General features: G+C 62.7%; 23 protein-coding genes, 1 tRNA gene and 1 pseudogene. 13 read left to right on the top strand and 12 right to left on the bottom strand.

Annotated elements, in window-relative coordinates; all coding sequences use genetic code 11:
* Positions 1-88 precede the first annotated feature (88 nt).
* The 5 genes from murI to hemA are packed head-to-tail and all read right to left on the bottom strand — an operon-like array spanning position 89 to position 4,814.
* Positions 89-886: a glutamate racemase gene (gene murI / locus RYH74_RS03215; protein WP_025337685.1), complete on the bottom strand. Its 798-nt coding sequence runs from the start codon at positions 884-886 to the stop codon at positions 89-91.
* Complete coding sequence (locus RYH74_RS03210) at positions 879-1,634, bottom strand: molybdopterin-synthase adenylyltransferase MoeB (protein ID WP_025337684.1); 756 nt, start codon at positions 1,632-1,634, stop codon at positions 879-881. The genes murI and RYH74_RS03210 overlap by 8 nt, the downstream gene beginning before the upstream one ends.
* Positions 1,628-2,458: a peptide chain release factor N(5)-glutamine methyltransferase gene (gene prmC / locus RYH74_RS03205; protein WP_013970910.1), complete on the bottom strand. Its 831-nt coding sequence runs from the start codon at positions 2,456-2,458 to the stop codon at positions 1,628-1,630. Before prmC ends, RYH74_RS03210 begins: the two co-directional genes overlap by 7 nt.
* Entirely contained in the window at positions 2,458-3,540 is a 1,083-nt protein-coding gene (prfA, locus tag RYH74_RS03200; RefSeq protein WP_013970909.1) for a peptide chain release factor 1, read from the bottom strand. The genes prmC and prfA overlap by 1 nt, the downstream gene beginning before the upstream one ends.
* Positions 3,537-4,814 carry a glutamyl-tRNA reductase gene (hemA, locus tag RYH74_RS03195; RefSeq protein ID WP_025337683.1) on the bottom strand — a complete coding sequence of 426 codons (1,278 nt, stop codon included), beginning with the start codon at positions 4,812-4,814 and terminating at the stop codon, positions 3,537-3,539. The genes prfA and hemA overlap by 4 nt, the downstream gene beginning before the upstream one ends.
* Before the next feature lie 792 nt (positions 4,815-5,606).
* Here hemA and RYH74_RS03190 point away from each other — a divergent pair.
* From RYH74_RS03190 to RYH74_RS03130, 13 genes and pseudogenes are all read left to right on the top strand, one after another.
* A complete protein-coding gene (locus tag RYH74_RS03190) occupies positions 5,607-6,800 on the top strand; it encodes a hypothetical protein (protein ID WP_286101031.1) in 1,194 nt (397 codons plus the stop codon).
* A gap of 23 nt (positions 6,801-6,823) precedes the next feature.
* Positions 6,824-7,441: a CDP-alcohol phosphatidyltransferase family protein gene (locus tag RYH74_RS03185; protein ID WP_317408955.1), complete on the top strand. Its 618-nt coding sequence runs from the start codon at positions 6,824-6,826 to the stop codon at positions 7,439-7,441.
* Positions 7,442-7,453: 12 nt separating this feature from the next.
* The gene (locus RYH74_RS03180; protein ID WP_317408954.1) at positions 7,454-8,779 is read left to right on the top strand and encodes an ATP-grasp domain-containing protein; all 1,326 of its coding nucleotides are present in this window, start codon (positions 7,454-7,456) and stop codon (positions 8,777-8,779) included.
* Positions 8,780-8,881: 102 nt separating this feature from the next.
* Positions 8,882-9,055: pseudogene (locus RYH74_RS03175) on the top strand (IS5/IS1182 family transposase); the annotation flags it as partial.
* 251 nt (positions 9,056-9,306) lie between these two features.
* Positions 9,307-11,028 carry a tetratricopeptide repeat protein gene (locus RYH74_RS03170; RefSeq protein WP_286101028.1) on the top strand — a complete coding sequence of 574 codons (1,722 nt, stop codon included), beginning with the start codon at positions 9,307-9,309 and terminating at the stop codon, positions 11,026-11,028.
* 4 nt (positions 11,029-11,032) lie between these two features.
* Positions 11,033-11,650, top strand: a complete 618-nt coding sequence (lolB, locus tag RYH74_RS03165) for a lipoprotein insertase outer membrane protein LolB (protein ID WP_075043754.1) — start codon at positions 11,033-11,035, stop codon at positions 11,648-11,650.
* Positions 11,651-11,653: 3 nt separating this feature from the next.
* Positions 11,654-12,514, top strand: a complete 861-nt coding sequence (gene ispE, locus RYH74_RS03160) for a 4-(cytidine 5'-diphospho)-2-C-methyl-D-erythritol kinase (protein WP_317408953.1) — start codon at positions 11,654-11,656, stop codon at positions 12,512-12,514.
* 20 nt (positions 12,515-12,534) lie between these two features.
* Positions 12,535-12,609: transfer RNA gene (locus RYH74_RS03155), tRNA-Gln, on the top strand.
* A 47-nt stretch (positions 12,610-12,656) separates the two neighbouring features.
* Positions 12,657-13,598 (top strand): ribose-phosphate pyrophosphokinase, encoded by a 942-nt coding sequence (locus RYH74_RS03150; RefSeq protein WP_003247410.1) that lies wholly within the window; start codon positions 12,657-12,659, stop codon positions 13,596-13,598.
* Between the two features lie 121 nt (positions 13,599-13,719).
* A complete protein-coding gene (locus tag RYH74_RS03145) occupies positions 13,720-14,313 on the top strand; it encodes a 50S ribosomal protein L25/general stress protein Ctc (RefSeq protein WP_013970896.1) in 594 nt (197 codons plus the stop codon).
* Positions 14,314-14,392: 79 nt separating this feature from the next.
* On the top strand, positions 14,393-14,977 hold the full coding sequence (gene pth, locus RYH74_RS03140) for an aminoacyl-tRNA hydrolase (RefSeq protein WP_008099045.1): 585 nt from the start codon (positions 14,393-14,395) through the stop codon (positions 14,975-14,977).
* 24 nt (positions 14,978-15,001) lie between these two features.
* The gene (ychF, locus tag RYH74_RS03135; RefSeq protein WP_013970895.1) at positions 15,002-16,102 is read left to right on the top strand and encodes a redox-regulated ATPase YchF; all 1,101 of its coding nucleotides are present in this window, start codon (positions 15,002-15,004) and stop codon (positions 16,100-16,102) included.
* A gap of 283 nt (positions 16,103-16,385) precedes the next feature.
* Complete coding sequence (locus tag RYH74_RS03130; RefSeq protein WP_075043751.1) at positions 16,386-18,098, top strand: SulP family inorganic anion transporter; 1,713 nt, start codon at positions 16,386-16,388, stop codon at positions 18,096-18,098.
* An 89-nt stretch (positions 18,099-18,187) separates the two neighbouring features.
* On the opposite strand, the gene RYH74_RS03125 is transcribed toward RYH74_RS03130, so the two are convergent.
* The 7 genes from RYH74_RS03125 to ycaC form a co-directional block, all read right to left on the bottom strand.
* Entirely contained in the window at positions 18,188-19,210 is a 1,023-nt protein-coding gene (locus tag RYH74_RS03125) for a DUF2955 domain-containing protein (RefSeq protein WP_075043750.1), read from the bottom strand.
* Entirely contained in the window at positions 19,200-20,297 is a 1,098-nt protein-coding gene (locus tag RYH74_RS03120; protein ID WP_317408951.1) for an HlyD family secretion protein, read from the bottom strand. Before RYH74_RS03120 ends, RYH74_RS03125 begins: the two co-directional genes overlap by 11 nt.
* Complete coding sequence (locus RYH74_RS03115) at positions 20,294-21,814, bottom strand: TolC family protein (RefSeq protein WP_317408950.1); 1,521 nt, start codon at positions 21,812-21,814, stop codon at positions 20,294-20,296. The genes RYH74_RS03120 and RYH74_RS03115 overlap by 4 nt, the downstream gene beginning before the upstream one ends.
* Before the next feature lie 13 nt (positions 21,815-21,827).
* A complete protein-coding gene (locus RYH74_RS03110) occupies positions 21,828-22,925 on the bottom strand; it encodes an AI-2E family transporter (protein WP_025337674.1) in 1,098 nt (365 codons plus the stop codon).
* 39 nt (positions 22,926-22,964) lie between these two features.
* Entirely contained in the window at positions 22,965-24,161 is a 1,197-nt protein-coding gene (locus RYH74_RS03105) for a monovalent cation:proton antiporter-2 (CPA2) family protein (RefSeq protein ID WP_317408949.1), read from the bottom strand.
* A 35-nt stretch (positions 24,162-24,196) separates the two neighbouring features.
* Positions 24,197-25,015, bottom strand: coding sequence for a polyphosphate kinase 2 (gene ppk2, locus RYH74_RS03100; protein ID WP_075043745.1), 819 nt, complete (start codon positions 25,013-25,015; stop codon positions 24,197-24,199).
* A 230-nt stretch (positions 25,016-25,245) separates the two neighbouring features.
* Positions 25,246-25,866, bottom strand: a complete 621-nt coding sequence (gene ycaC / locus RYH74_RS03095; RefSeq protein ID WP_010951959.1) for an isochorismate family cysteine hydrolase YcaC — start codon at positions 25,864-25,866, stop codon at positions 25,246-25,248.
* Between the last annotated feature and the right edge of the window lie 50 nt (positions 25,867-25,916).

Raw genomic sequence — 25,916 nt, 5'->3', positions numbered from 1 at the left:
CTTTGCTGTTATTGGTATCCGCCTCATGTCAGGCAAAGCGATAGAAAACGGCAGTGGTACGATAGTTCAGCTTCTTTTCACATTTTTTTCACAATGAAAAGCTTTGCACACTGTCGGACTTATGCCACAGCAAAGGTAGGATTTGTCTGAGTGATTGCGGATCGGCACTGGTCCAGAAGCGGGTATCCCGGGCTGGCCCATCGGCCAGCAGGTCATCCGCGCCCAGCAGCCGCTGCAGTTGGCGCGCCACTGCGGCACCGGTGTCGATGATGGCCACGTCGGCTGGCACCATGCCGGCCAGCAACGGGCGCAGGAAGGGGTAATGGGTGCAGCCGAGGATCAACGTGTCGCAGCCAGCGGCCAGCAACGGCTGCACATAACCTTGCAGCAGCTGGCGCAGCGCCGGGCTGGCCAGGTCGCCGGTCTCGATCAGCTCGACCAGGCCCGGGCAAGGTTGGGTGATGACCTGCACGTCATTGGCAAAGCGGTCGAGCAAGGCGGCGAACTTGGCGCTCTGCAGGGTACCGGTGGTGGCCAGCACACCGACCACGCCCGAGCGCGTGGCGGCGGCAGCGGGCTTCACCGCCGGCTCCATGCCCACCAGCGGCCAGGTCGGGTACAACTCGCGCAGGTCGGCCACCGCCGCCACCGTGGCGGTATTGCAGGCCAGTACCATGGCCTTGGCGCCCTGCTCATGGAAGAACGCAGCAATGCGTCGGAGACGCTCACGGATATAGTCCGGCGACTTCTCGCCGTAGGGTATGTGCCCGCAATCGGCCACGTAAAGCAGCGTCTCGTTGGGCAGCAGGCGCTGGATCTCTGCGAGCACCGACAAGCCGCCGACCCCGGAATCCATCACGCCGACCGGCGCCGAGCGCTCAGCCATCGCGCTTGCCGCAGACCGCACAGGCCGGGTCGCGCTTGACCCGCAATTCGCGGATACGAGTGCCGAGAGCATCGATCAGCAGCAGGCGGCCGACCAGCGGCTCGCCGAACCCGGCCAGCAGCTTCATCGCCTCCAGCGCCTGCAGGCTGCCCACCAGGCCCACCAGCGGGCCGATCACACCGGCTTCGCTGCAGGTCAGTTCGGCTTCGCTGCCATGGCCGTACAGGCAGTGGTAGCAAGGGCTGTAGTCACGCCGTGGGTCGAATACCGACAACTGCCCTTCCAGGCGGATCGCCGCACCGCTGACCAGCGGCTTGCCAGCCGCGACACAGGCGACGTTGACCGCCTCGCGGGTACCGAAATTGTCAGAGCAGTCCAGCACCAGGTCCACCGCTGCCACAGCCGCCGCCAGCGAGTCCTCGTCCAGAGCCTGGCGATGGGCAACCAGGCTGATTTCCGGGTTGATCGCCTGCAAGCGCTGCAAGGCCGAATCGACCTTGCTCATGCCGACGCTGGCACTGTCGTGGATCACCTGGCGTTGCAGGTTGGTCAGGTCGACGGTGTCGAAGTCGGCCAGGTGCAGCTCACCCACCCCGGCTGCGGCCAGGTACAAGGCGACTGGCGAGCCAAGGCCACCGAGCCCGACGATCAGCGCCTTGCTCTGCTTGAGCCGCAACTGGCCGTCGATGTCGATCTGGGCCAGCAATACCTGCCGGCTGTAACGCAGCAGTTCCTGATCACTCAGCATGGCAGGCGCCCCAGGGTAATGCGTTCATGGCCGCCAAGGTCCGTGCGGCTGGCGACCTCGATGAAGCCTTGTTCAGCCAGCAAGGCGCGCACCGCCGCTGCCTGATCGTAGCCGTGTTCCAGCAGCAACCAGCCACCCGGTACCAGGTGCGCGGGGGCCTGGGCAGCGATTACGCGCAAGTCGTCCAGGCCATCGGCGCCGGCCACCAGCGCGCTGCTGGGTTCGAAGCGTACATCACCGGCGACCAGGTGCGGGTCTGCGGCGGCGATGTAGGGCGGGTTGCTGACAATCAGGTCGAAACGCTCGCCGGCCAGGCTGTCGAACCAGTGGCTGAGCCGTACCTGGGCGTTCGCCAGGCCCAGGCGCTGGCGGTTGCGCTCGGCCAGGGCGGCGGCCTCCTCCACCCGGTCAACTGCAGTTACCTGCCAGGCCGGGCGGTCGCTGGCCAGGGCCAGGGCAATCGCGCCGGTGCCGGTGCCCAGGTCGAGGACCTTGGCCGGCGTGGCGGGTTGCAGTTCAAGCGCGGCTTCGACCAGCAGCTCGGTATCCGGCCGCGGGATCAGGGTATGCGGCGCCACCTCCAGGTCGATCTTCCAGAAGCCCTGCAGCCCGAGAATGTAGGCGACCGGTTCGCCGCCACGGCGGCGCTGCAGGTAGCCGGCATAGGTCTCGGCATCTTCGCTGCTGACGATTCGCTCGGGCCAGGTGTGCAGGTAGCTGCGCGACTTGCCGATGGCCGCGGCCAACAGCAGCTCGGCATCCAGCCGCTCGGTGGGCGATTCTGGCAACTGCGCGTTGCGCAGCAGGCTGGCGATGATGGTCATCAGTCCCCCAGGGCGGCCAGTTGATCGGCCTGGTATTCGGCCAGCAGTGGTTCGATCACCGCCTCCACGCCGCCGGCGAGGATGTCGTCCAACGAGTACAGGGTCAGGTTGATGCGGTGGTCGGTCACCCGGCCCTGTGGATAATTGTACGTACGGATGCGCTCGGAACGGTCACCCGAGCCGACCAGCAGCTTGCGCTCGGTGGCGATGGCGTTCTGCGCGGCGCTGGTCTGCATGTCGTTGAGCTTGGCCGACAGCCAGGACATGGCGCGAGCACGGTTCTTGTGCTGCGAGCGCTCTTCCTGGCACTCGACCACGATACCGGTGGGCAAGTGGGTGATACGGATCGCCGAGTCGGTCTTGTTGACGTGCTGGCCGCCGGCACCGGATGCGCGGTAGGTGTCCACGCGCAGGTCGGCCGGGTTGATCTCGATGGCCGCTTGCTCGTCCGGCTCGGGCAGTACTGCCACGGTGCACGCGGAGGTGTGGATACGGCCCTGGGATTCGGTTTCGGGCACGCGCTGTACGCGGTGCGCGCCGGACTCGAACTTGAGCTTGCCGTACACGCTCTCACCCTCGACGCGGGCGATGATTTCCTTGTAGCCGCCGTGCTCGCCTTCGTTCTCGGAGAGGATTTCCAGGCGCCAGCCACGCTTTTCGGCGTAGCGCGAATACATGCGGAACAGGTCGCCGGAGAAGATCGCCGCCTCGTCGCCACCGGTGCCGGCACGGATTTCGAGGAACACGTTGCGGCCGTCGTTGGGGTCCTTGGGCAACAGCATGCGTTGCAGCTGCGACTCCAGCGTCAGCAGTTGTTCCTTGGCTTCACGCACTTCTTCCACGGCCATTTCGCGCAGGTCCGGGTCACTGTCCTTGAGCAGCGCCTGGGCACCTTCGAGGTCGTCCTGGACTTTGCGCCACTCTTTATAAGCAGCGTAGACCGGCTCGACTTCGGCGTATTCACGGGAATAGGCGCGAAAGCGCGTCTGGTCGGAAATGACCTCGGCATCACCGAGCAGTGCGGTGAGTTCTTCGAAGCGGTCCTGGAGGATTTCCAGTTTGTTCAGCAGCGACGCTTTCATTGCGGGGATTTGTCCGTCGAGCCCTCGTTGAGGGCAAAGAGTTCCTGGGCCATGGCCAGCGCATCGAGGCGGCCCTCGGCCGAGAGCCTTTTCAATTGCACGCTGGGTGCGTGCAGGAGTTTGTTGGTCAGCCCCCGGGCCAGTTGGGCCAGTACGTCTTCGGGGTTGCCGCCGTTGGCCAGCAGTCGCTGGGCCTTTTGCAGTTCTTCGTCGCGCAGGCGCTCGCTTTGCTGGCGATAGGCCTTGAGCACGTCCACCGCGGCCAGCTCGCGCAGGCGCAGCATGAAGTCTTCGGCCCCCACCGACACCAGCTCTTCGGCGGCCTGGGCCGCGCCCTGGCGACTCTTGAGGTTTTCCGCCACCACATCGTGCAGGTCATCGACAGTGTACAGGTAGACGTCGTCGAGTTCGCCGACTTCGGTTTCGATATCGCGCGGTACAGCAATGTCGACCATGAAAATCGGCTTGTGCCGGCGCTGTTTCAGCGCGCTCTCGACCGCGCCCTTGCCGAGGATCGGCAACTGGCTGGCGGTGGAGCTGATGACGATGTCGCTGTTGGCCAGTTCCTGGGGGATGTCGGCCAGCAGAACGGCGTGCGCACCGAACTGCTCGGCCAGGATGCTGGCCCGCTCAAGGGTACGGTTGGCCACGACGATGCGGCGCACGCCCTGCTCATGCAGGTGGCGGGCGACCAGTGTGATGGTTTCGCCGGCGCCGATCAGCAGGGCCTGGCTGCGGCCCAGGTCGCTGAAGATCTGCTTGGCCAGGCTGACCGCGGCAAACGCCACCGACACCGGGTTTTCGCCGATGGCGGTGTCGGTGCGCACCTGCTTGGCGGCACTGAAAGTGGCCTGGAACAGGCGCCCGAGCAATGGGCCGACGGTGCCAGCCTCACGCGCCACGGCGTAGGCGGACTTCATCTGGCCGAGGATCTGTGGCTCGCCGAGCACCAGCGAGTCCAGGCCGGAGGCCACCCGCATCATGTGCTTCACCGCCTCGTGCTCTTCGTGCACGTAGGCGCTGGCGCGCAGCTCGTCCAGGCTGAGGCGGTGGTAGTCGGCGAGCCATTGCAGCACCACATCGGCGGACAGGTGGTCCTGCTCGATATAGAGCTCGCTACGGTTGCAGGTCGACAGAATCGCCGCTTCGCGGCTGGATGTCAGCCGGCAGAGCTGCTGCAGGGCGTCTACCAGCTGCTCTGGGGTAAACGCCACGCGCTCGCGTACGTCTACCGAGGCAGTCTTATGGTTGATACCAAGTGCAAGAAAGGCCATGCAAGGTCGCTGGTTGTGACGGGAAGCCGATAATTGTCCTCTTTCGCAGGTTTTTGGACAACCACCGTTCGCTATTGCGCTGATAGTCGTGCGGCTATCGCCTTTTCGTAGCCTGACCTAGCGGTGTTTTCAGGTCTTTCCGGCTTTTGATCCTGATCTTGATCTTCGCGACTGCAGGAGGCCGAACGCAGGCCTTGCGCATGGAGGTGACGGGCATGGATGCCCGTCAAGCGCTGGGCCCCAGAATGAGGCCTGCAGCGCAGTCCTCCCGGGAGCAAGCCCTACGCTGGGCCTCCTGAAGTCACAATCTGCAGCACCTGATCTACCGCGCGCTTAGAAGCAACAGTCACAGCAAAAGCCAGAGCCATCGGCTCGACATCGCCCTAGCCAACTACGCCGACTAGGTCGAGAAGACTTTTGACATATGTCCATAAGACTTATCCACAGTCTTGTAGTCCATTTCCCAAATACATGCCCAGCTGTTGCCCTACCCTCCTTCCGCACCTAGTCTTGACGCCGCTACATCGATATTCCTCACCGAGACAGCGATACGAGTGGGATAGCATGGCTTTATCAGTCAGTCGGCTTATTTCTATCTACTAATTTTGCTGATGATTAGAAGCTATGTTGGTGAGGATTAGTAAAGATGTTGACGGACTGCAATGATGCACATTTACTTGGTGACGCACCCAAAACAAGCATTTTTTAATTCTTGTTTAACCTATCTTAAAACGATTTTCTATGCAGGGTATGCTTCATGCATGGCAGGAAGCTATATAATAGGCGCGAGCAATGGAAGAGTTTGCAGCATCTCGTAGGCACTCAGTGCTCCTTTGGGGCGTTAACTTGTGTGCCATTTCGGCCTCTACGCTGAGTTATATTTATCTTTCCTACTATATTTATGCTAATACTGCCAGCCTAATACTTTCCCAAGTGGTGCTGTTTGCGCCAATGGTTCTGCCGGTAATTCTTGTCGCTCCTATCTACCGCCTGGCTGACTATCTAGCGCCACGCACCTTGCTGTGGAGTGCCAACTTGCTGTCGCTGGGCTGCGCGGCGGCCACCTACAAGATCCTGCCACATCATGTGGAAGTCGCCGTGTTAGGCGCGGTAGTCATTGGCGCCCTGGATGCGCTGCAACGGGTAGGGCGTATTGTTGCCATCAAGTGTTATTTCCCGAGTTCGCAAATCGCCAGCTCAGTGCCTCTGACACTCACCGCACAATTCATTGCCGGCGGCCTGGCAGGCATCAGTCTGGTACTGTTCAAAGCCAACATGACGCCTGGGTTAGCCCTGCTCATTACTGTCAGTCTTTTTTCCATCGCGGCCTTGGCGGCCTATCTACTACCTGCGCCAACAAAGCCTCCGATCACCGTGCAGGTCGCACCAAGACTATTGACTGCCCTTGGTTCGCTTTTGCAGGAGTATCCCGCGCTACGCCTCAGCCTCTATCAGTTCATCGTCTTCGTCAGCCTTTTTCAGGGTTTCTTCAATGTATCCAGGGTGCTGTTACCGGCCCATGTGCTGGGCTTGGGAGAGGTGTATGTCGGCTTGTTGCAGGCCGTCAATAGTGTGGCAGCTTTGGTGGGCGCAGTACTGTTCTATCGTTTGGACAAGTACAATTTGCGACCGCTACCTATGCCGATGGCTGTAGTCAGCGGCCTGTTCATGATGCTCGCAGCGTTCGGCCATGATATTCAGTCCAGTTACATCGCGTACTTTTTATACATATTCTTTTTCGAACTGACATTTTTCAAGTTGCAAGCCGATCTTGTCAGGAGCACACCTACCAGTGCCATGCCGTTGATGGCATCTGTCCAGTATGCCGGGGTGTACTTAGGCATGATAATTACCATCTTCGCCGGTTCAATTCTGGTTAAGTATGCAGGCCTGTTCAGCACGAGCGTTATCTTCGTTGCTTTCTATTTCATCGCAACCAACGCCCTTCGAAAGACAGTTGCGATCAAGGGAAAACAACCCGTCTAAATAGTTTCTTCAAGGAGAACAATATGCCCACATTAGCGCGTGTATTTCCGTTCGTCCGTCTTTTGGACTTGGCGAACATATTAACAATGTTCAATATCGGTTTGGCCTTCGGTACTGTTTATTTTGCGTTGCAAAGACGGTTCGTTCTGGCGGCAACGGTGATTTGCCTGGCCGCGATGCTCGATTTCCTTGACGGCCACATAGCCCGACGCTACCTGGCGGCGAACAGCGCGCAACGGGCCTTCGGCAAGCATCTAGACAGTTTTGCAGACTTGCTCAATTTCAGCATCACGCCAGCCCTTGTCATCCTAATCCTCGACCAGTCTCTTTTGGCCACGCTGGCCGCAGCAACTCTGGTTTTCACGGCCATTTTGCGGCTATCGCTGTTTGGCATGCCCAGCACGTCGGCTGACGAGGGATATCAGGGGCTACCCACCACATATTCAGGATTTGTCTTTGCGCTGGCGCTGATGGGGCTATCGGCCGGGCATTACGGTGCCGGTGTGATCGTCTGCCTGGTGGCCCTGGTCGGCATCCTCCAAGTCACCAGCTTGAGAATTCCCAAGTATGGCGCACCTTCGACGGTCGCTTGCTTCGCAATGCTGTTCGGGCTCAGCACCATTTACTTTCATCCCTGGTAATCCGAGGTTCCAATGAAACACGTGGTTTTCGTCGACAGCACCGTAAGCGGCCTGCTGGCTTTTGAGGCAGCCAAACGGCTTGGCTGCCATGTCACCTTCATTCATCAGCGCGACGCCTCGTTCCTGACGATCTCGATCAAGGACGACACCTCCCGTCTCGAGCCTTACCTGCGATATGTGGATACTTATTTGCGTATCGATAACCTGGAAGACGGCGAACTCAGCCAGTTGTTGGCCAACCTGCACGCAGAGCGTCCTATTGACGCCCTCATCTCTACCTCTGAAGCAGCCATAGTACCGGTGGCGCGTGAGGCCCAGCGTATCGGCACCCTCTACCCGAGGTACGAAGCTCTGTGCGGGGCGGTATACAAGAGTCGATTGCGCGAGACGCTGCGGGCACACGGACTACGCTCTCCTGATTTTGAAGTACTGAGCGAAGAGCAACTGATCAACGGGGTCGCTCCGAGTTTGTCGCTGCCATTCGTTGTCAAGCCGACCCGCGGATTCGCCAAGCAGTTTTCCGCCATTTGCCATAGCCAGGCCGACTTTGACGCCTTTCTCGCCGAGCTGCGCCAGAGTCGCAAGGGTGCTGATCCTATGATCGACCACTTGATAAGCCGCGACTATCTGGTCGAGCAATACATCGACGGTACATTGCATTCAGCGGAAGTCATCGTCCAAGACGCCAAAGTCTCCTGCTTTGCGACCACCATCCGTTTCCGCGCCGACCATAGCGAAATATTAGAAATGACCGCGACCATGCCGTCAGGCCTTGACGCAGCACAGCGCGACGAGATCAAAGCATATGTGCAGGCAGTGTTCAGCGCTCTGGGGCTGGATGTTGGCCTTTATCATGTTGAACTGTTGCGCGATGCCAAAGGGCCCTGTCTAGTGGAGATCAACGCACGCATGATGGGTAGCGTAGCGCCGCAGATGTACCGGATGCTGACCGGCATCGACCCGTTCGAACTGTTAGTCCGTCTGCACCTAGGCGAGCCCATTCTAATTGACGACTCAGTGCTTCAGCGCGCAGGTAGCGTCGTAACTGTCGCCTCCCGCAATGGCGGTCATATCGCCAACGACTACGCCCCCGACTCCCTACAGCCATTACTGGACAAGTACAACATCCGGTTTTGCACCGCCCACGTTGCGCCTGGCCAGGCGGTAAACGTCTATAGCGGCAACATCGGCACAATTGGCCACGTCATCGTTGAGGACGACTGCCCCTACGCTGCGGCGAAAAAGGGCAATCGCTTCCTGCGCGCGCTGTCCTCACTTTACGGCCTTGAACTCGCGACTTATAACTCTGAAGGTAGATTCGAGGATCGCAGCGGGTAACTACCGTTACTACCGCGACCGTTTGAGTGTCTCTCACACCAAGTGAAAATTGGGTACAGTAAAAGTCCCCGGAATATGACAGCTACAGAAGTTGACGAGTACGCCTGGTCCGCATTAGGTAAATGGCTCAAGGTTTTTCAGGCTCTGGTGGCCGAACCGGACATGGAGTGGATGTTCATTGATGGCAGCTATGCCAAGGCCCACCCGCACAGTGCCGGTGCTGCCAGTGGCAAGGTTGAGGCCATAGGGAAAAGCCAAGCCGGCAACACCCGCAAAACGGGAACAGCCCCTAACTCCGCACATTACGCTTCTCATGGCGCTTGTGCTCTCCCATTTCCTGCTTCCAGGCCATAAAATATACAGGCAGGGGCTGGGTCATTGTGTCAGAAGCCCCTTCGAACCTCTCCCCCACCCCGCTGTCCCACTCTGCACCACCCAGCCTGTAAACCACGACCTTCGCAGGTGGGTTTGCCCCCGCGCTTGTGTCATCATGCTCCGACCGCCGGTGAGTCCTCTTAAAGCCTTCTATGAACAAACCATACGCATTGCTGCTTGCCTTCGCCCTGCTCCAGGGCTGCCAGAGCCTGGCCCCGCAAAAGGCCGAGCCCCCCGTCGCCGAGGCCGGCAAGAGCGAGGCGGAAAAGCCCGTGGTGTATGGCTCGTTCAAGCAGGACACGCTCTATAGCCTGCTGGTGGCGGAGCTGGCCGGCCAGCGCAACCGCTTCGACATCGCCCTGGCCAACTACACCGACCAGGCCGCGAAAACCCAGGACCCGGGGGTTTCCGAGCGCGCCTACCGCATTGCCGAATACCTCGGCGCCGACGAACCGGCACTGGACAACGCCCTGGTCTGGGCCCGCAACGACCCGCAGAACCTCGATGCCCAGCGCGCCGCCGCCATCCAGCTGGCCCGCGCCGGCCGCTATGACGACTCCATGACGTACATGGAAAAGGTCCTGCAAGGCCAGGGCGACACCCATTTCGATTTCCTCGCCCTGTCCGCCGCCGAAACCGACCAGAGCACTCGCGACGGCCTGCTGCAAAGCTTCGAACGCCTGCTGGGGAAGTACCCGGACAACGGTCAACTGGTGTTCGGCAAGGCCCTGTTGCTGAACCAGGACGGCAAGGCCGAAGAAGCCTTGGAACTGCTCGAGTCGCACCCGCCGCAAAACGGCGAAATCGCCCCGATCCTGCTGCGCGCCCGCCTGCTCCAGGCCCTGGACCGCGGCCCCGAAGCACTGCCACTGCTGCGCGGGGCGATTCGCGACAACCCGGACGACAAGCGCCTGCGCCTGACCTACGCCCGCACCCTGGTCGAACAGGACCGCATCGCCGATGCCAAGGGCGAGTTCCTCAGCCTGGTCCAGCAATACCCCGAGGACGACGAGCTGCGCTATTCGCTAGCCCTGGTGTGCCTGGAGAACAAGGACTGGGATGAAGCCGAGGGCTACCTGCAGGAGCTGATCGAGCGCGACAGCAACGTCGACGCCGCGCACCTGAACCTGGGCCGAATCCGCGAAGAGCGCCACGACCCTGCAGGCGCCCTGCGTGAATACGCGCTGGTCGGGCCAGGCCCCGACTACCTGCCGGCGCAACTGCGCCAGGCCGACATCCTGATTGCCAACGGCCGTGGTACCGAAGCCTCGCGCCTGCTCGCCGATGCCCGCGAAGCCCAGCCGGACTACGCCATCCAGCTGTTCCTGATCGAATCGGAAAGCTACAGCAACAACAACAAGGACGCCCAGGCCAGCCAGGTGCTGCAGCAAGCCATCCAGCGCTACCCGGACGACCTCAACCTGCTGTACACCCGCGCCATGCTGGCGGAAAAGCGTGACGACCTGCCGCAGATGGAAAAAGACCTGCGCGCCATCATCGCCCGCGAACCGGAAAACGCCATGGCCCTGAACGCCCTCGGCTACACCCTGGCCGACCGCACCACCCGCTACAGCGAAGCCAAGGCGCTGATCGACAAGGCCCACCAGCTGACCCCGGACGACCCGGCGGTGCTCGACAGCCTGGGCTGGGTCAATTACCGCCTGGGCAACCTCGACGAGGCTGAAACCTACCTGCGCAAGGCCTTTGCCAGCTTCCCCGACCACGAAGTGGCCGCCCACCTGGGCGAAGTGCTATGGGCCAACGGCAAGCGCCGCGAAGCCCGCCAGGTCTGGGCCAAGGGCTTCGAAGCCCAGGCCGACAGCCCCATCCTGCGCAAGACCATCCTGCGCCTGACCGGATCCGAGACTCTCTAACGCCATGTTCCTGCGCCATTGCATTACCTTCACCCTGATCGCCCTGCTGGCCGGCTGTGCCGGCTTCGGTAGCCGCGAGGCCCTGCAGGGCCACGGCGACCCGCAGCAGTGGCGCGCCCATAAAGAGCAGCTGAGCAGCCTCGATGGCTGGCAGATCAACGGCAAGGTCGGCATCCGTGCCCCGCGCGACTCGGGCAGCGGCACGCTGTTCTGGCTGCAACGCCAGGACTACTACGACATTCGCCTGGCCGGCCCTCTGGGCCGTGGCGCCGCACGCCTGACCGGCCGCCCCGGCGGCGTGGTACTGGAAGTGGCCAACCAGGGTCGCTACGAGGCCCCCAGCCCCGAAGCACTGCTGGAAGAACAACTGGGCTGGCAGTTGCCGGTCTCGCACCTGGTCTGGTGGGTACGCGGCCTGCCCGCCCCCGACAGCAAGAGCAAGCTGACCCTGGACGGCGACAGCCGCCTGGCCAGCCTCGACCAGGATGGCTGGCAGGTGCAGTACCTGAGCTACACCGAGCAGAACGGCTACTGGCTGCCCGAGCGCCTGAAGCTGCACGGCAAAAACCTCGACGTGACCCTGGTGGTCAAGGACTGGCAGCCGCGCCAGCTGGGGCACTGATACATGCAAACCCTCACCCTGCCCGCCCCGGCCAAGCTCAACCTGTGGCTGCACATCATCGGCCGCCGCGCGGACGGCTATCACGAGCTGGAAACCGTGTTCCAGTTTCTCGATCACGGCGACGAACTCAGCTTTGCCGTGCGTGATGACGGCGTGATCCGCCTGCATACCGAGATCGAGGCGGTGCCGCACGACAGCAACCTGATCGTGCGTGCCGCGCGCAAGCTGCAGGAAGAATCCGGCACGACGATGGGCGCCGACATCTGGCTGAGCAAGGTGCTGCCCATGGGCGGCGGCATCGGCGGTGGCAGCTCGGATGCCGCCACTACCCTGTTGGCCCTCGCCCACCTGTGGCAACTGGACTGGGACGAAGACCGCCTGGCCGCACTGGGCCTGAGCCTGGGCGCCGACGTACCGGTATTCGTGCGCGGCCACGCGGCGTTCGCCCAGGGCGTGGGTGAACAACTGACCCCGGTCGACCCGGAAGAGCCGTGGTATGTCGTGCTGGTGCCGCAAGTGTCTGTCAGCACAGTAGAAATTTTTTCACATCCACAGTTGACACGTGATTCACTCCCCCTTAAGATGCGCCCCGTTCCCGAGGGAAACAGTCGAAATGACTGCCAACCGGTGGTAGAGCAGAGTTACCCGGAAGTTCGCAATGCGTTGAATTCACTGGGTAAATTCACTGAGGCTCGACTGACCGGTACTGGAAGTTGTGTGTTTGGGGCCTTCCCAAGCAAAGCCGAAGCTGATAAAGTTCTGGCCCTTCTTTCAGCGACCCAAACAGGGTTTGTGGCGAAAGGAAGCAACGTTTCGATGTTGCATCGCAAGCTGCAAAGTCTGGTCAAGAAGTCGAGCGCATAAGCGTTCGCAGCAACAGATACAGGGGCGTCGCCAAGCGGTAAGGCAGCAGGTTTTGATCCTGCCATGCGTTGGTTCGAATCCAGCCGCCCCTGCCATTTTCCTTATACTCATCCAGGTTACCCTCAGCCTTCAGGTACTGCGCGTGTCCAAGATGATGGTCTTTACGGGGAATGCCAACCCCGATCTGGCTCGGCGTGTCGTACGTCAGCTGCATATCCCTCTCGGTGACGTCTCTGTCGGTAAGTTCTCCGACGGCGAGATCAGCACTGAGATCAATGAAAATGTCCGCGGTAAAGACGTCTTCATTATTCAGCCGACCTGTGCCCCGACCAACGATAACCTGATGGAACTGGTAGTGATGGCCGACGCCTTCCGCCGCTCCTCAGCATCCCGAATCACCGCCGTGATTCCTTACTTCGGATACGCCCGCCAGGACCGCCGTCCGCGTTCGGCACGTGTAGCCATCAGCGCCAAAGTCGTCGCTGACATGCTCACTGTCGTAGGTATCGACCGTGTACTCACCGTCGACCTGCACGCTGACCAGATCCAGGGTTTCTTCGATATCCCGGTCGACAACATCTACGGCTCGCCCGTACTGGTCGACGATATCGAGGACCAGCGTTTCGAGAACCTGATGATCGTCTCCCCGGACATCGGTGGTGTCGTGCGCGCACGTGCCGTCGCCAAGTCCCTGGGCGTCGACCTGGGTATCATCGACAAGCGCCGCGAGAAGGCTAACCACTCCGAGGTGATGCACATCATCGGCGACGTCGAAGGGCGCACCTGCATCCTGGTAGACGACATGGTCGACACCGCCGGCACCCTGTGCCACGCGGCCAAAGCCCTGAAAGAACACGGCGCTGCCAAGGTTTACGCCTACTGCACGCACCCTGTCCTGTCGGGCCGCGCGATCGAGAACATCGAGAAGTCGGTACTGGACGAGCTGGTGGTGACCAACACCGTTCCGCTGTCCGCCGCTGCTCAAGCCTGTGACCGTATCCGCCAGCTGGATATCGCACCGGTTGTCGCTGAAGCGGTCCGCCGCATCAGCAACGAAGAATCGATCAGCGCGATGTTCCGCTAAGCGGAACACACGCTGACGAAAAGCGCCCCGCCCCAACACTGGTTGTTGGGGCGGGGCTTTTTTGCCATCCCCGTTGGCGCTGGTCGCAAACGCCCTCGGGGGGCTATTTTGGAGAAACAAAATGACCGAATTCACTCTGAACGCCCAAGCGCGTACTGACCTGGGGAAAGGTGCGAGCCGCCGCCTGCGTCACTCCGCGAACATCCCAGCCGTTGTCTACGGTGGTAACCAGGACGCCCAGTCCCTGACCATCCTGGCCAAGGAAATCACCAAGCTGTTCGAAAACGAGGCTGCCTTCAGCCACGTTCTGGAACTGAACGTCGACGGCGCCAAGCAAAACGTCGTGGTCAAGGCTCTGCAGCGCCACCCGGCCAAAGGTTTCATCATGCACGCCGACTTCGTTCGCGTCGTTGCTGGCCAGAAACTGACCGCCAAGGTACCGGTTCACTTCATCAACGAAGAAGCCCCGGTCAAGAAAGGCGGCGAGATCTCCCACGTAGAAGCCGAGATCGAAGTTTCCTGCGAAGCCAAAGACCTGCCTGAGTTCATCGAAGTCGACCTGGCCAACGCTGAAATCGGCACCATCATCCACCTGTCGGACCTGAAAGCTCCGAAAGGCGTAGAGTTCGTAGCTCTGGCCCACGGTGATGACAAAGCTGTTGCCAACGTTCACGCTCCACGCGTTGCTCCAGAAGCAGAAGGCGCTGCCGAGTAATCCACTCGCGCGCCGGCGTTGATCGGGTTACAGTGCCGCGCGCCCTGTAACCCACCAACTCCAAGGAAGAGCCCCTGACGTGACCGCCATCCAGTTGATCGTCGGCCTGGGTAACCCCGGCCCCGAATACGAACAGACCCGGCATAACGCAGGGGCTCTTTTCGTTGAACGCATTGCCAGCGCCCAGCGCGTCTCGTTGACCGCTGACCGCAAATATTTCGGCCTGACGGCTAAGTTCAGCCATCAGGGCAACGACGTTCGTCTGCTCATCCCCACCACCTACATGAACCGTAGCGGCCAGTCCGTGGCGGCCTTGGCCAATTTCTTCCGCATCAAGCCGGAAGCGATCCTGGTGGCGCATGACGAACTCGACCTGCCCCCGGGCGTCGCCAAGCTCAAGCGCGGCGGTGGCCATGGTGGGCACAACGGCCTGCGCGACATCATCGCGCAGCTCGGCAACCAGAACGACTTCCACCGCCTGCGGCTTGGCATCGGCCACCCGGGCGACGCCAAACTGGTCTCCAACTTCGTCCTGGGCCGCGCGCCGCGCGCCGAGCAGGAGAAGCTCGACGCCAGCATCGATTTTGCCCTCGGCGTGCTGCCGGACGTGCTTGCCGGCGACTTCGCCAAGGCGATGCGCGAGCTGCACAGCCAGAAGGCCTGATTTCCTTTAGAGAGGGGAATACCCATGGGTTTCAATTGCGGCATCGTCGGCCTGCCCAACGTCGGCAAGTCCACCCTGTTCAACGCCCTGACCAAGTCTGGCATCGCGGCGGAGAACTTCCCCTTCTGCACCATCGAGCCTAACAGCGGCATCGTGCCGATGCCCGATGCGCGCTTGAATGCCTTGGCTGAGATCGTCAAGCCAAACCGCATCCTGCCGACCACCATGGAGTTCGTCGACATCGCCGGCCTGGTGGCTGGTGCCTCGAAAGGCGAAGGCCTGGGCAACAAGTTCCTCGCCAACATCCGCGAGACCGACGCCATTGCCCACGTGGTGCGCTGCTTCGAAGACGAGAACGTGATCCACGTTTCCAACAGCGTCGACCCCAAGCGTGACATCGAGATCATCGACCTCGAGCTGATCTTCGCCGACCTCGACAGCTGCGAGAAGCAACTGCAGAAGGTTGCCCGCAACGCCAAGGGCGGCGACAAGGAAGCCCTGGCGCAGAAGGCCATCCTCGAACAGCTGATCCCGCACTTCACCGAAGGCAAGCCTGCGCGCAGCCTGATGAAGAACATGAGCGCCGAAGACAAGGCGGTCATCCGCGGCTTCCACCTGCTGACCAGCAAGCCGGTCATGTACATCGCCAACGTGGCCGAAGACGGCTTCGACAACAACCCGCACCTGGACGTGGTCAAGGCCATCGCCGAGGAAGAAGGCGCGGTAGTGGTGCCGGTGTGCAACAAGATCGAAGCGGAAATCGCCGAGCTGGAAGACGGTGAAGAGAAGGACATGTTCCTCGAGGCCCTGGGCCTGGAAGAACCTGGCCTGAACCGCGTTATCCGCGCCGGTTACGAGCTGCTGAACCTGCAGACCTACTTCACTGCCGGCGTGCAGGAAGTACGTGCCTGGACCGTGCGCGTCGGTGCCACTGCACCACAAGCCGCTGGCGTGATCCACACCGACTTCGAAAAAGGCTTCATCCGCGCTGAAGTGGTGGCCTATGACGACTTCATCCAGTTCAAGGGTGAGAGCGGTGCCAAGGAAGCCGGTAAATGGCGTTTGGAAGGCAAGGACTACATCGTCAAGGACGGTGACGTGATGCACTTCCGCTTCAACGTTTAAGCGGCAGACTGCAGTACCCACGAACCCCTTGAGGCCAACGCCTCAAGGGGTTTTGTTTTTTCTGGCATCTGGCAAGCAGCACGCGCCCACTGTGGGAGCGGCTTTAGCCGCGAAGAATCCAACGCGGTGCATGGCACCGGCTGCGCCGGTGTTCGCGGGCATGCCCGCTCCCACAGGTACCACGCATTTTCTGGACCTCGCATCAAAGCGAAAGGGCCGCAGAGCGGCCCCGGAATTCAGCATCTAAGCTGTGATTCAGCACCCTCCCCTGGACGCACGCCCCATGCCTGAAAAACCCCGCCTCGACTGGCAACGCTGGTTACCCGGCCTGGTCACCCTGCTCCACTACCAACCCGCCTGGCTGCCCAAAGACATCGCCGCCGGCCTGGTGCTCACCACCATGCTGGTGCCGGTGGGCATCGCCTATGCCGAAGCGTCTGGCGTGCCCGGCATCTACGGGCTGTACGCCACCATCATCCCGCTGCTGGCCTATGCCGTGTTCGGCCCCAGCCGCATCCTGGTGCTGGGCCCGGACTCGGCACTGGCCGCGCCGATCCTGGCGGTGGTGGTGCAGTACGCCGCCAGCGACCCGCAACGGGCAATCGCCATCGCCAGCATGATGGCCCTGGTGGCCGGGGCGTTCTGCGTGATCGCCGGTCTGCTGCGCCTGGGCTTCATCACAGAGTTGCTGTCCAAGCCGATCCGCTATGGCTACATGAACGGCATCGCCCTCACGGTGCTGATCAGCCAGTTGCCCAAACTGTTCGGCCTGTCGGTCGACAGCCAGGGCCCGCTGCGGGATACCTGGAACCTGATCCAGGCCTTGCTCGCCGGCCAGGGCCATTGGCCAAGTTTCGTGGTCGGTGGCGGTAGCCTGGCGCTGATCCTGCTGCTCAAGCCGTTCAAGCGCTTGCCGGGCATTCTCATTGCAGTGGTGCTGGCCACGCTGGCGGTGAGCCTGCTGGGGCTCGACCAGCAAGGCGTGAAAGTGCTCGGCGAACTGCCGCAGGGGCTACCCAGCTTCGTGTTCCCCTGGGTCAGCGATATCGACCTGGTGGAGGTACTGCTCGGCGGCATCGCGGTGGCACTGGTGTCGTTCGCCGATACCAGCGTGCTGTCACGTTCCTACGCCGCGCGCATGAAGACCCCGGTCAACCCCAACCAGGAAATGTTCGGCCTGGGCGTGGCCAACCTGGCCTCGGGGCTGTTCCAGGGCATCCCTATCAGCAGCAGTTCGTCACGCACCCCCGTGGCCGAAGCGGCCGGCTCGCAGACCCAGCTCACCGGCATCATCGGCGCGCTGGCGGTGACGCTGTTGCTGCTGGTGGCGCCCAACCTGATGCAACACCTGCCTAACAGCGCCCTGGCGGCGGTGGTGATTGCCGCAGCGTTGGGCCTGTTCGAGTTTGCCGACCTCAAGCGCATCTTCCGCATGCAGCAATGGGAGTTCTGGCTGTCGTTCACCTGCTTCGTCGGCGTAGCGGTATTCGGGGCCATTCCCGGCATCTGCATTGCCGTGGCGATATCGGTGATCGAGTTCCTGTGGGACGGCTGGCGGCCGCATCATGCGGTGCTGGGACGGGTGGATGGCACCCGCGGTTACCATGATGTGCAGCGTTATCCACAGGCCCGACGCATTCCGGGGCTGGTGCTGCTGCGTTGGGATGCGCCGCTGTTCTTTGCCAATGCCGAACAGTTCCAGAGCACGGTGATGGCGGCGGTGGATGCATCGCCTACCCCGGTTCAACGGCTGGTGATTGCGGCAGAGCCGGTGACCAGCATCGATATCACCTCGGCGGACATGCTGGCCGAGTTGGACCGGGCGCTGGAGGCGCGGGGGGTGGAGTTGCAGTTTGCCGAGATGAAGGACCCGGTAAAGGACAAGATGCGGCAGTTCGAGTTGTTCGAGCATATGGGGGAGTCGGCGTTTCATCCCACTGTTGGGGCAGCGGTGGATGCCTACCTGGAAGAGAGTGGGGTTGACTGGAAGCCCTAGGTTTTCCTGGGCTGGCCTCTTCGCGGGTAAACCCGCTCCCACAAGAATTGCGTGATCCCATGGGCAACGCGATACCTGTGGGAGCGGGTTCACCCGCGAAGAAGCCCACGCCGCATCCGAAGCCGGTCGATCCAGATCAGCATGGCACTGGCATACACCGACACCGCCAGAAACAGCGCCATGCGCACGGCAAAGGCGCGGTACACATCCTGCCCGCCCGCGCTGTCCTGCACCGACTGCCCCAGCAAGATCAGCATGGTCGTCAGGCAACTCACCCAGTACGCCGGGCTTTGCCTGGTATCCACCGCACGGTAGAGCCTGCGCCCCTGCCAAAGGACGAACAGCAGCACCCACAGGAAAAACATCCACAGGTGCACGAACAGGCTCAACGCGCCCCACATCAGTATCGCCAGCAACCCGGCAAGCAAGGTCGAGCCGATCAGCTCGCGGCTGGCATGCCGCGCGCGGGTTTCGCCGGCCTGCTGCCCCAGGCTCACTGCCTTCATGATCAGCGGCATGTACTGGTCCGGTGCGATCAGCGCCAGCAAGAAGGCCGGCATGACGATCAGCGTGGCACGCAAGGCGACCCAGCTCACCTGGTCACTGTCGAGCAGAGGCGGTGCCGGTTGCGCCGGCGCATCGGCCGGCTCTGGAAACAGCACATGCGCTGCCGCGGTACCCAGCACCGCCAGCAGCATGCCTTTGGCCAGCGCTTCGACCACCGACAGCGCCAGGCTGAAGTCGCTGGTGCCGGCGGCAGCGATCATGGTCAGGCCGATCACCAGCAAATTGGCCAGCAGGCCGTTGCCGCCCTTCAGCGCATAACGCAAGGTCAGGAAAACCCCCACCCCCACCAGCAACACCCCACTCACCGGGGCATGGCGCAGCAGCGGAATCAGCAGCAGCCCGCTGCCGCAGGCAAGCAGCACCAGCACCGCCAGGGCCGGGGCCGCACGCAGGGGCAAGGGCTGGCTGCGCATGGCCAGCAACAACACCGCGAACACCGGCGCCAGGATCGGCACCGGCAAGCCGATGCCGAAACTCACCGCCAGGCACAGCGCCACGCCCCAGGCCAGGCGCAGGGCGCGCAGGCGGCGCAGCTCAATAGGCATACGACAGCCAGCTCATCAGCCACATGAACAGCCGGCCCAGCAGGTTCAAAGGGTTGCCCTCGGTTGGCAGGGCCATGACTTCGGCCTGGCCGCCGACCCGTAAACCGCTCTTGTTCTGCAACTGGTCACGCTCCAGTTCGACGATCACCGGGAAGCGTTGCGCCGAGCGCAGCCACTCACGGCTGTTCTGCACGGTCGGCAACGTGCCCGGCGGGTTGCTCTGGCCCACGCTCACGCCGTAGCCGATGCTGCGAATGCGCCCCTTCAACACCGTGCCGGGCAGCGCATCGAGCACTACCAACACCGGGGTTTCAGGGCGCAGCCGACCGAGGTTGTTCTCGGTCATGTCGGCACTTATCCACACGTCATGGATGGCGATCAGGGTCATCATCGGGCTGCCGGCGCCGACATAGTGGCCAACGTCGGTGCGCAGGTCGGTGATCAGCCCGTCTGCATCGGCGCGTACCACGGTGCGCGCCAGGTCCAGCCGGGCTTTTTCCACATTGGCCGCCGCGCTGCGCAGTTGGGCGTTGTCGTCCTGCGCCCCGCCCTGCTGCTCACGGGCCCGCTCCACTTCGGCACGGGCTGCCGCGACCTGGCTGATGGCCTGGTCGCGGTTGGCCTGGGCACCCTCCAGGCGGCGCACCGACACCGTGCCTGGGTCTTCATCGATCAGGCGCTTGAGCCGCTCGGCGTCCTGCCGCGCCTTGCGCTCGTTGGCCTGGGCCGCCACCAGCGCCGCCTGGGCCGAGTCGATGCCAGCGGTATGGGCGCCGATCTGCCGGCGTACCGTGTCCAGGTCGGCTTCGGCGCGGGCCAGGGCGATGCGGTACTGTTCCTGGTCCAGTTCGAACAGCACATCGCCCTTGCGTACTTCCTGGTTGTTGCCCACCGCCACACGCTTCACCTGCCCGGCCACCTCGGCACTCACCGGCACCACGTAGGCCTGCAGGCGGGCCTGCTGAGTATAGGGCGTGAAACGGTCGGCCAGCAGGTACCACAGCAGGCTCACGGCAATCAGCAGCAGCACCCAGCGCATGCCACGATCGGGGGCTGGCGGGGGTGGCGTCGGCGTAGCGTCGCTCATTTCGTTTCACCTTGTGCATGTGCGCTGGGGGCTGGCTCGTCGAGCAGTTCGCCCCAATCTGTGCGTTGCTGCATCTGCTGGCGGGTGGCCGGGTCGATCGGTGCGCGGCTGGCGTCCCAGCCGCCGCCCAGGGCCTTGTACAGCGTCACCAGGCTGCTGACGGCATTGCCGCGGCTGACCAGGTAGCCGTCCTGTTGCTGCAGCAGCAGTTGCTGGGCGTCGAGCACGCGCTGGAAGTCGGCAAAGCCTTCGCGGTACTGCGAGCTGGCCAGGCTCAGCGAGCGTTGCGCGGCCTGCGAGGCCTGGTCGCGGATGCTTGCGCTCTGCAACGAACGCACCAGCCCGCTGGCGGCATCGTCGGCCTCGCGGGCGGCTTCGCGCACGCCCTGGTGATACAGCTCGATCAACTGCTGCAAGCGGGCATCTTCCACGCGCACGGCGTTCTTGCGCCGGCCGTAGTCGAACGGGTTCCAGATCAGGCTGGGCCCGGCGGCGATGTCGAAGGTATCGGGCAGGTGATTGGCCGTGACGAAGCTCCAGCCGATGCTGCCCAGCAGGCTCAGCTGTGGATAAAGATCGGCCTCGGCCACCCCGACCAGCGCCGACTGCGCCGCCACCGCCTGCTCGGCGGCGCGGATGTCCGGGCGACGCTGCAGCAGGCTGGCGGGCACGCCCTGCAGCACGGCACGGTCCGGCAACGGCAGCTGGCCGTGGCCGGCATCCAGCTGTGGCAGCGGCCCGGGCGGCCGGCCCAGCAGCGAGCACAGCACGTTGCGCAGGGCATTGAGCTGGTTCTGAAACTCGGGGATGGTGGCCTGGGTAGCCAGGTACTGGGTGCGCGCCTGTTGCCAGTCGAGTTCGTCGTTTTCGCCATGACGGAACAGCCGCTCGGTTATCTCCAGGCTGCGCGCCTGGCGGCGGGCGTTTTCTTCGGCGATATCCAGCCGCGCCTCGGTGGTGCGCAGGGCAAAGTAGGTGTCGGCCACCTGCGCACGCAACAGCAACATGGCATCGGCGTAATTGGCCTGGGAGGCGAAGTAGACGGCGTCGGCGCTTTCGATGGCGCGGCTGAAGCGCCCCCAGAAGTCGATTTCCCAGCCGATGTCGAAGCCCGCGCTGGATTGCCAGAACACCGAATCACGCGCGGTGGCGGTGCCGGACTGGTCCTGCTTCAGGTACAAGCTCTGGGCGCGCAGCTGCTGCAGCTGTGGATAACGCCCAGTCTGCACGATGGCCAACTGGGCGCGGGCTTCGGCAATGCGCAAGCCGGCCACGCGCAGGTTGCTGTTGTTGGCATCGGCCTCGGCGATCAAGGCATCCAGGGCCGGGTCGGCGAACACGGCCCACCACTGGCGCAGGTCGGGCGCCGCGGCCTGCTGCCCGGCTTGCTCCAGCAGCGGGGTGTTCCAGGTGCTCAGCCAGGGGTCCTGCGGCGGCTGGAAATCCGGGCCGACCTGGGTACAGCCCACCAACGTGGCAGCCAGGCTCAGTGCGCAACCACAGAGGCGTCCGGGCATGGCAGGCCTTGGCTCACGCCGACGGCTCGACGGGGTTTTCCGGCACCTGCAGCGCCACCCATTGCCAGAACAGTACATAAGTGACGCCCAGGATCACCGGGCCGATGAACAGGCCGATGATGCCTTTGACCACCATGCCGCCCAATGCCCCGATCAGCACCACCGGCATCGGCACATCCACCCCGCGCCCCAGCAGCAGCGGCTTGAGCACGTTGTCGGCAAGCCCGGCGACGAAGCTGTAGATGGCGAAGATGATGGTCGCCACGGTAAAGCCTTCGACGTTGAAGATGTAGATGATCACCGGCACCGTGATCAACGTGGCCGGTGCCTGGGCAATCCCCAGCATGAGGATGACGATGGCCAGCATCCCGGCCCCCGGTACCCCTTTGATGACGAAGCCGACACCGATCAGCAGCATCTGGATGAAGGCAATGCCGATCACGCCCTGGGCCACCGCGCGAATGGTGGCGGTGCACAGCTTGGCCAGTGGCTTGCCGCGCTCCTCGCCCGACACCCGCATGGCTATGCGCTGCGCCGCGATTTCGCCGCGGTCACCGAATGCCATGATGATGCCCGAGACGATGATCGCCGCGATGAACAACAGGAACGCGCCGCCTGCGCTGGCTGCAGCCCCCAGCACCGTGCGCCCGGCATCCTTGAGCTGGGGCATCCACTGGTTCAGCACACCGGCCATGTTTTCCGAGGCTGCCAGCCACAGGGCATGCACCTTCGGCCCGATCAGTGGCCAGGCCGCTACCGAATCGGGAGGTGCCGGCACGCTCCAGGCCCCGCTTTTCAGCAGCGTCACCAGGCTGTCCACCGATTCGCCGATGGACATCACCACCAAGTAGATCGGCACCAGCAGCACGACCAGTACCAGCAAAACGACCAGCGTCGCCGAAAGCCCGTCCTTGAGCCCTGTGCGGCGCTGGATGCGGCAATACAGCGGGTACAAGGTCACCGCCAGGATCACCGACCACAGCATCAGCTCCAGGAACGGCTGGAACGTCTGGAAGGCGAATATCACCAGCGCAGCCACCAGGCCGGCCTTGATGAGCACATCGAGCAAGCCCCGCGACAGGCGGCTGTCCAGCTTGATACCCGGTTGCATGCATCACCTCCGAACTCCAGGTGCGCCGTGTGGCGCGATTCAGTGGCCCGCTTCAGGGGTTGCCTGTGTGGGGCTGTCGTCACGCAACTGCCGCGCCAGGGCCATCATTACCAACGGCACTACCGCCATCGACAAGGTGATGGCCAGCACCAGCAGGTCATGCACCTGCTGCGCCAGCACCTGATGGTCCAGCGCCAGCTTGAACACCACGAAGGCAAACTCGCCGCCAGAGGCCAGCACCACGCCCAGGCACAGCGCCTGGGCCTGGTTCAGCCCACCCGCCGTGCGGCCCAAGCCATACAGCAGCGGCAACTTGATGGCCACCAGCAGCAGGGTCAGCCCCAGCACCATTAACGGCATGCCGAACAGCAGGCGCAGGTCGGCGCTCATCCCCACGCCAACGAAGAACAGCCCCAGCAGCAAACCCTTGATGGGCTCGATCTGGGTTTCCAGTTCGTGGCGGAAAGGCGACTCGGCCATCAACACGCCCGCCAGAAACGCCCCCAGCGCCATCGACACGCCCACGTGCTCCATCACCCAGGCGGTGCCCAGCACCACCAGCAAGGCGGTAGCGGTCGACAGCTCGGGCAGGCCCGAACCGACTGTCCATTTGAAGACAGGGGTCAACAGGTAGCGGCCAAAGATGATCAGCACACCTATGCCAACCACCACCGCCAGCACCGGCCAGGCACCTTCGTCGGCGGTGCTGACATCACCACCGAGCAGCGGTACCACGGCAATCAGCGGGATCGCGGCAATGTCCTGGAACAGCAGGATCGCCACGGCCAGGCGGCCGTGCGGCTTGCCCAGGTCCTTGCGCTCGGCCAGTACCTGCAGGCCAAACGCGGTGGACGACAGCGCAAGGCCCAGGCCCAGCACGATGGCAGCCGGCTTCGACTGGCCGAACAGCCAGTACGCCAGCAGGCCAAGCACCACAGCACTCAGGCCCACTTGTAGCGAGCCGACGCCAAACAGCGCCCGGCGCATGCTCCACAAACGCCGCGGCGACAGCTCCAGGCCGATGACGAACAGCAGCATCACCACACCCATCTCCGACAGGCGTGCCACGTTATCCGGGTTGTTCAGCAGGCCAAACACCGATGGCCCTATCAGGATGCCCGCCAGCAGATAGCCGGGCACCGCCCCCATTTTCAAACGCTGCGCCAGCGGTACCAGAAGCACCACGGCCAGCAGGAACACCACCGTCGCCTGCAACAGGCTGCCATCATGTGGCATAGGCTCGCACCCTCGCTGCTCCCCGTGGGGAGAGATCAGAAACGCTCTTCGACGACTTTGAACGGGTAGTTGACGGCCTTGTATTTGCCGATCTTGCCGCGCTTGGGCAACTTCACCAGCCCGTCGCGGGTAATGTCCTTGTAGGGGATGCGCGTCAGCAGATGGCTGATGATGTTCAGCCGGGCACGGCGCTTGTCGTTGGAATGGGCCATGAACCACGGTGCCCAGGACGAATCGGAGGCGGCGAACATGTCGTCGCGGGCCCGGGTGTATTCATCCCAGCGGGTGTACGACTTGAGGTCCATCGGCGATAGCTTCCACAGCTTGCGGCCATCGTTGATGCGGTCCTGCAGGCGACGGGTCTGCTCTTCGGCGCTGACCTCCAGCCAGTACTTGATGAGGATGATCCCCGACTCGACCATCATCTTTTCGAACAGCGGCACCACGGTGAGAAACTTGCTGCTCTGTTCTTCGCTGCAAAAGCCCATCACCCGCTCGACACCGGCGCGGTTGTACCAGCTGCGGTCGAAGATCACTACCTCGCCCGCGGCAGGCAAGTGGCCCAGGTAGCGTTGCACATACATCTGGGTCTTTTCCCGCTCGGTCGGTGCCGGCAGCGCCACCACGCGGAATACTCGCGGGCTGACGCGCTCGGTAATGGCCTTGATGGTACCGCCCTTGCCGGCGCCATCGCGGCCCTCGAAGACAATGCACACCTTCAGGCCCTTGGCCACCACCCATTCCTGCAGCTTCACCAGCTCCACATGCAGCTGCTTGAGTGCCTTCTCGTACGCCTTGCCGCCCAGTTTCTCCGGCTGGTCCTTGAGGTCTTTTTTCCTGGACGACTTCGACATGGCACTCTCCTGAGGGCGAATGAAGAGTCAGTATGGTCGATCCATGGCAGTTTGCCGCTTCGCTTGTGGATTTCGCAGGCTTGCTTCTATCTCATTGATTCTGCAAGTGCTGGTGAGTGTTCCTGGGAGGGTGTGGGAGCGGGTTTACCCGCGAATGCGTCATTGAAGCTACCGACGCATTCGCGGGTGAACCCGATCCCACAAGGTACGGGGGTGCCTTCGAGGCCGGATTACTTGGCCAGTTTGTTGTAGCTGGTCATCAGGTTGCGGTAGTCCGGAATATGGTTGGAGAACAGGGTCCCCAGCCCTTCAATGTCGTTGCGCCAGTCACGGTGCAGTTCGCAGGCCACGCCGAACCAGGTCATCAGTTGCGCCCCGGCGGCCTCCATGCGCCGCCAGGCCGAGTCACGGGTCAGTTCGTTGAAGGTGCCGGAGGCATCGGTGACGACGAATACCTCGAAGCCCTCCTCCAGCGCCGACAGTGCCGGGAAGGCCACGCACACTTCGGTCACCACGCCGGCAATCAGCAACTGCTTCTTGCCGGTGGCCTTGACGGCCTTGACGAAGTCCTCGTTGTCCCAGGCGTTGATGTTGCCAGGCCGGGCGATGTACGGGGCGTCGGGGAACTGCTCTTTCAGTTCGGGCACCAGCGGGCCGTTGGGGCCGGTCTCGAAACTGGTGGTGAGAATGGTCGGCAGCTTGAAGTACTTGGCCAGGTCCGACAGGGCCAGGACGTTGTTCTTGAAGCGGTCGGGGTCGATGTCCCTTACCAGCGAGAGCAGGCCGGTCTGGTGGTCGACCAGCAGCACGGCGGCGTTGTTCTTGTCCAGACGCTTGTATTGGAAGGCCATGACGGTTCTCCTTGCTTCAGCGGGTTGGAATATCAGCGTAGGCAAGGATG

The organism is Pseudomonas sp. LSJ-87, assembly GCF_032971465.1.
GTDB classification, from domain to species: domain Bacteria; phylum Pseudomonadota; class Gammaproteobacteria; order Pseudomonadales; family Pseudomonadaceae; genus Aquipseudomonas; species Aquipseudomonas putida_Z.
The sequence above is the reverse complement of the archived record's forward strand: the minus strand, read 5'-3'. Positions and strand labels throughout refer to the sequence as shown.

What these genes read in the sequence shown, in the direction of transcription:
- murI (WP_025337685.1), bottom strand. Translation starts at nt 886, where the DNA reads ATGGCTGAGCGCTCGGCGCCGGTCGGCGTGATGGATTCCGGGGTCGGC.
- RYH74_RS03210 (WP_025337684.1), bottom strand. Translation starts at nt 1,634, where the DNA reads ATGCTGAGTGATCAGGAACTGCTGCGTTACAGCCGGCAGGTATTGCTG.
- prmC (WP_013970910.1), bottom strand. Translation starts at nt 2,458, where the DNA reads ATGACCATCATCGCCAGCCTGCTGCGCAACGCGCAGTTGCCAGAATCG.
- prfA (WP_013970909.1), bottom strand. Translation starts at nt 3,540, where the DNA reads ATGAAAGCGTCGCTGCTGAACAAACTGGAAATCCTCCAGGACCGCTTC.
- hemA (WP_025337683.1), bottom strand. Translation starts at nt 4,814, where the DNA reads ATGGCCTTTCTTGCACTTGGTATCAACCATAAGACTGCCTCGGTAGAC.
- RYH74_RS03190 (WP_286101031.1), top strand. Translation starts at nt 5,607, where the DNA reads ATGGAAGAGTTTGCAGCATCTCGTAGGCACTCAGTGCTCCTTTGGGGC.
- RYH74_RS03185 (WP_317408955.1), top strand. Translation starts at nt 6,824, where the DNA reads ATGCCCACATTAGCGCGTGTATTTCCGTTCGTCCGTCTTTTGGACTTG.
- RYH74_RS03180 (WP_317408954.1), top strand. Translation starts at nt 7,454, where the DNA reads ATGAAACACGTGGTTTTCGTCGACAGCACCGTAAGCGGCCTGCTGGCT.
- RYH74_RS03170 (WP_286101028.1), top strand. Translation starts at nt 9,307, where the DNA reads ATGAACAAACCATACGCATTGCTGCTTGCCTTCGCCCTGCTCCAGGGC.
- lolB (WP_075043754.1), top strand. Translation starts at nt 11,033, where the DNA reads ATGTTCCTGCGCCATTGCATTACCTTCACCCTGATCGCCCTGCTGGCC.
- ispE (WP_317408953.1), top strand. Translation starts at nt 11,654, where the DNA reads ATGCAAACCCTCACCCTGCCCGCCCCGGCCAAGCTCAACCTGTGGCTG.
- RYH74_RS03145 (WP_013970896.1), top strand. Translation starts at nt 13,720, where the DNA reads ATGACCGAATTCACTCTGAACGCCCAAGCGCGTACTGACCTGGGGAAA.
- ychF (WP_013970895.1), top strand. Translation starts at nt 15,002, where the DNA reads ATGGGTTTCAATTGCGGCATCGTCGGCCTGCCCAACGTCGGCAAGTCC.
- RYH74_RS03130 (WP_075043751.1), top strand. Translation starts at nt 16,386, where the DNA reads ATGCCTGAAAAACCCCGCCTCGACTGGCAACGCTGGTTACCCGGCCTG.
- RYH74_RS03125 (WP_075043750.1), bottom strand. Translation starts at nt 19,210, where the DNA reads ATGCCTATTGAGCTGCGCCGCCTGCGCGCCCTGCGCCTGGCCTGGGGC.
- RYH74_RS03120 (WP_317408951.1), bottom strand. Translation starts at nt 20,297, where the DNA reads ATGAGCGACGCTACGCCGACGCCACCCCCGCCAGCCCCCGATCGTGGC.
- RYH74_RS03115 (WP_317408950.1), bottom strand. Translation starts at nt 21,814, where the DNA reads ATGCCCGGACGCCTCTGTGGTTGCGCACTGAGCCTGGCTGCCACGTTG.
- RYH74_RS03110 (WP_025337674.1), bottom strand. Translation starts at nt 22,925, where the DNA reads ATGCAACCGGGTATCAAGCTGGACAGCCGCCTGTCGCGGGGCTTGCTC.
- RYH74_RS03105 (WP_317408949.1), bottom strand. Translation starts at nt 24,161, where the DNA reads ATGCCACATGATGGCAGCCTGTTGCAGGCGACGGTGGTGTTCCTGCTG.
- ppk2 (WP_075043745.1), bottom strand. Translation starts at nt 25,015, where the DNA reads ATGTCGAAGTCGTCCAGGAAAAAAGACCTCAAGGACCAGCCGGAGAAA.
- ycaC (WP_010951959.1), bottom strand. Translation starts at nt 25,866, where the DNA reads ATGGCCTTCCAATACAAGCGTCTGGACAAGAACAACGCCGCCGTGCTG.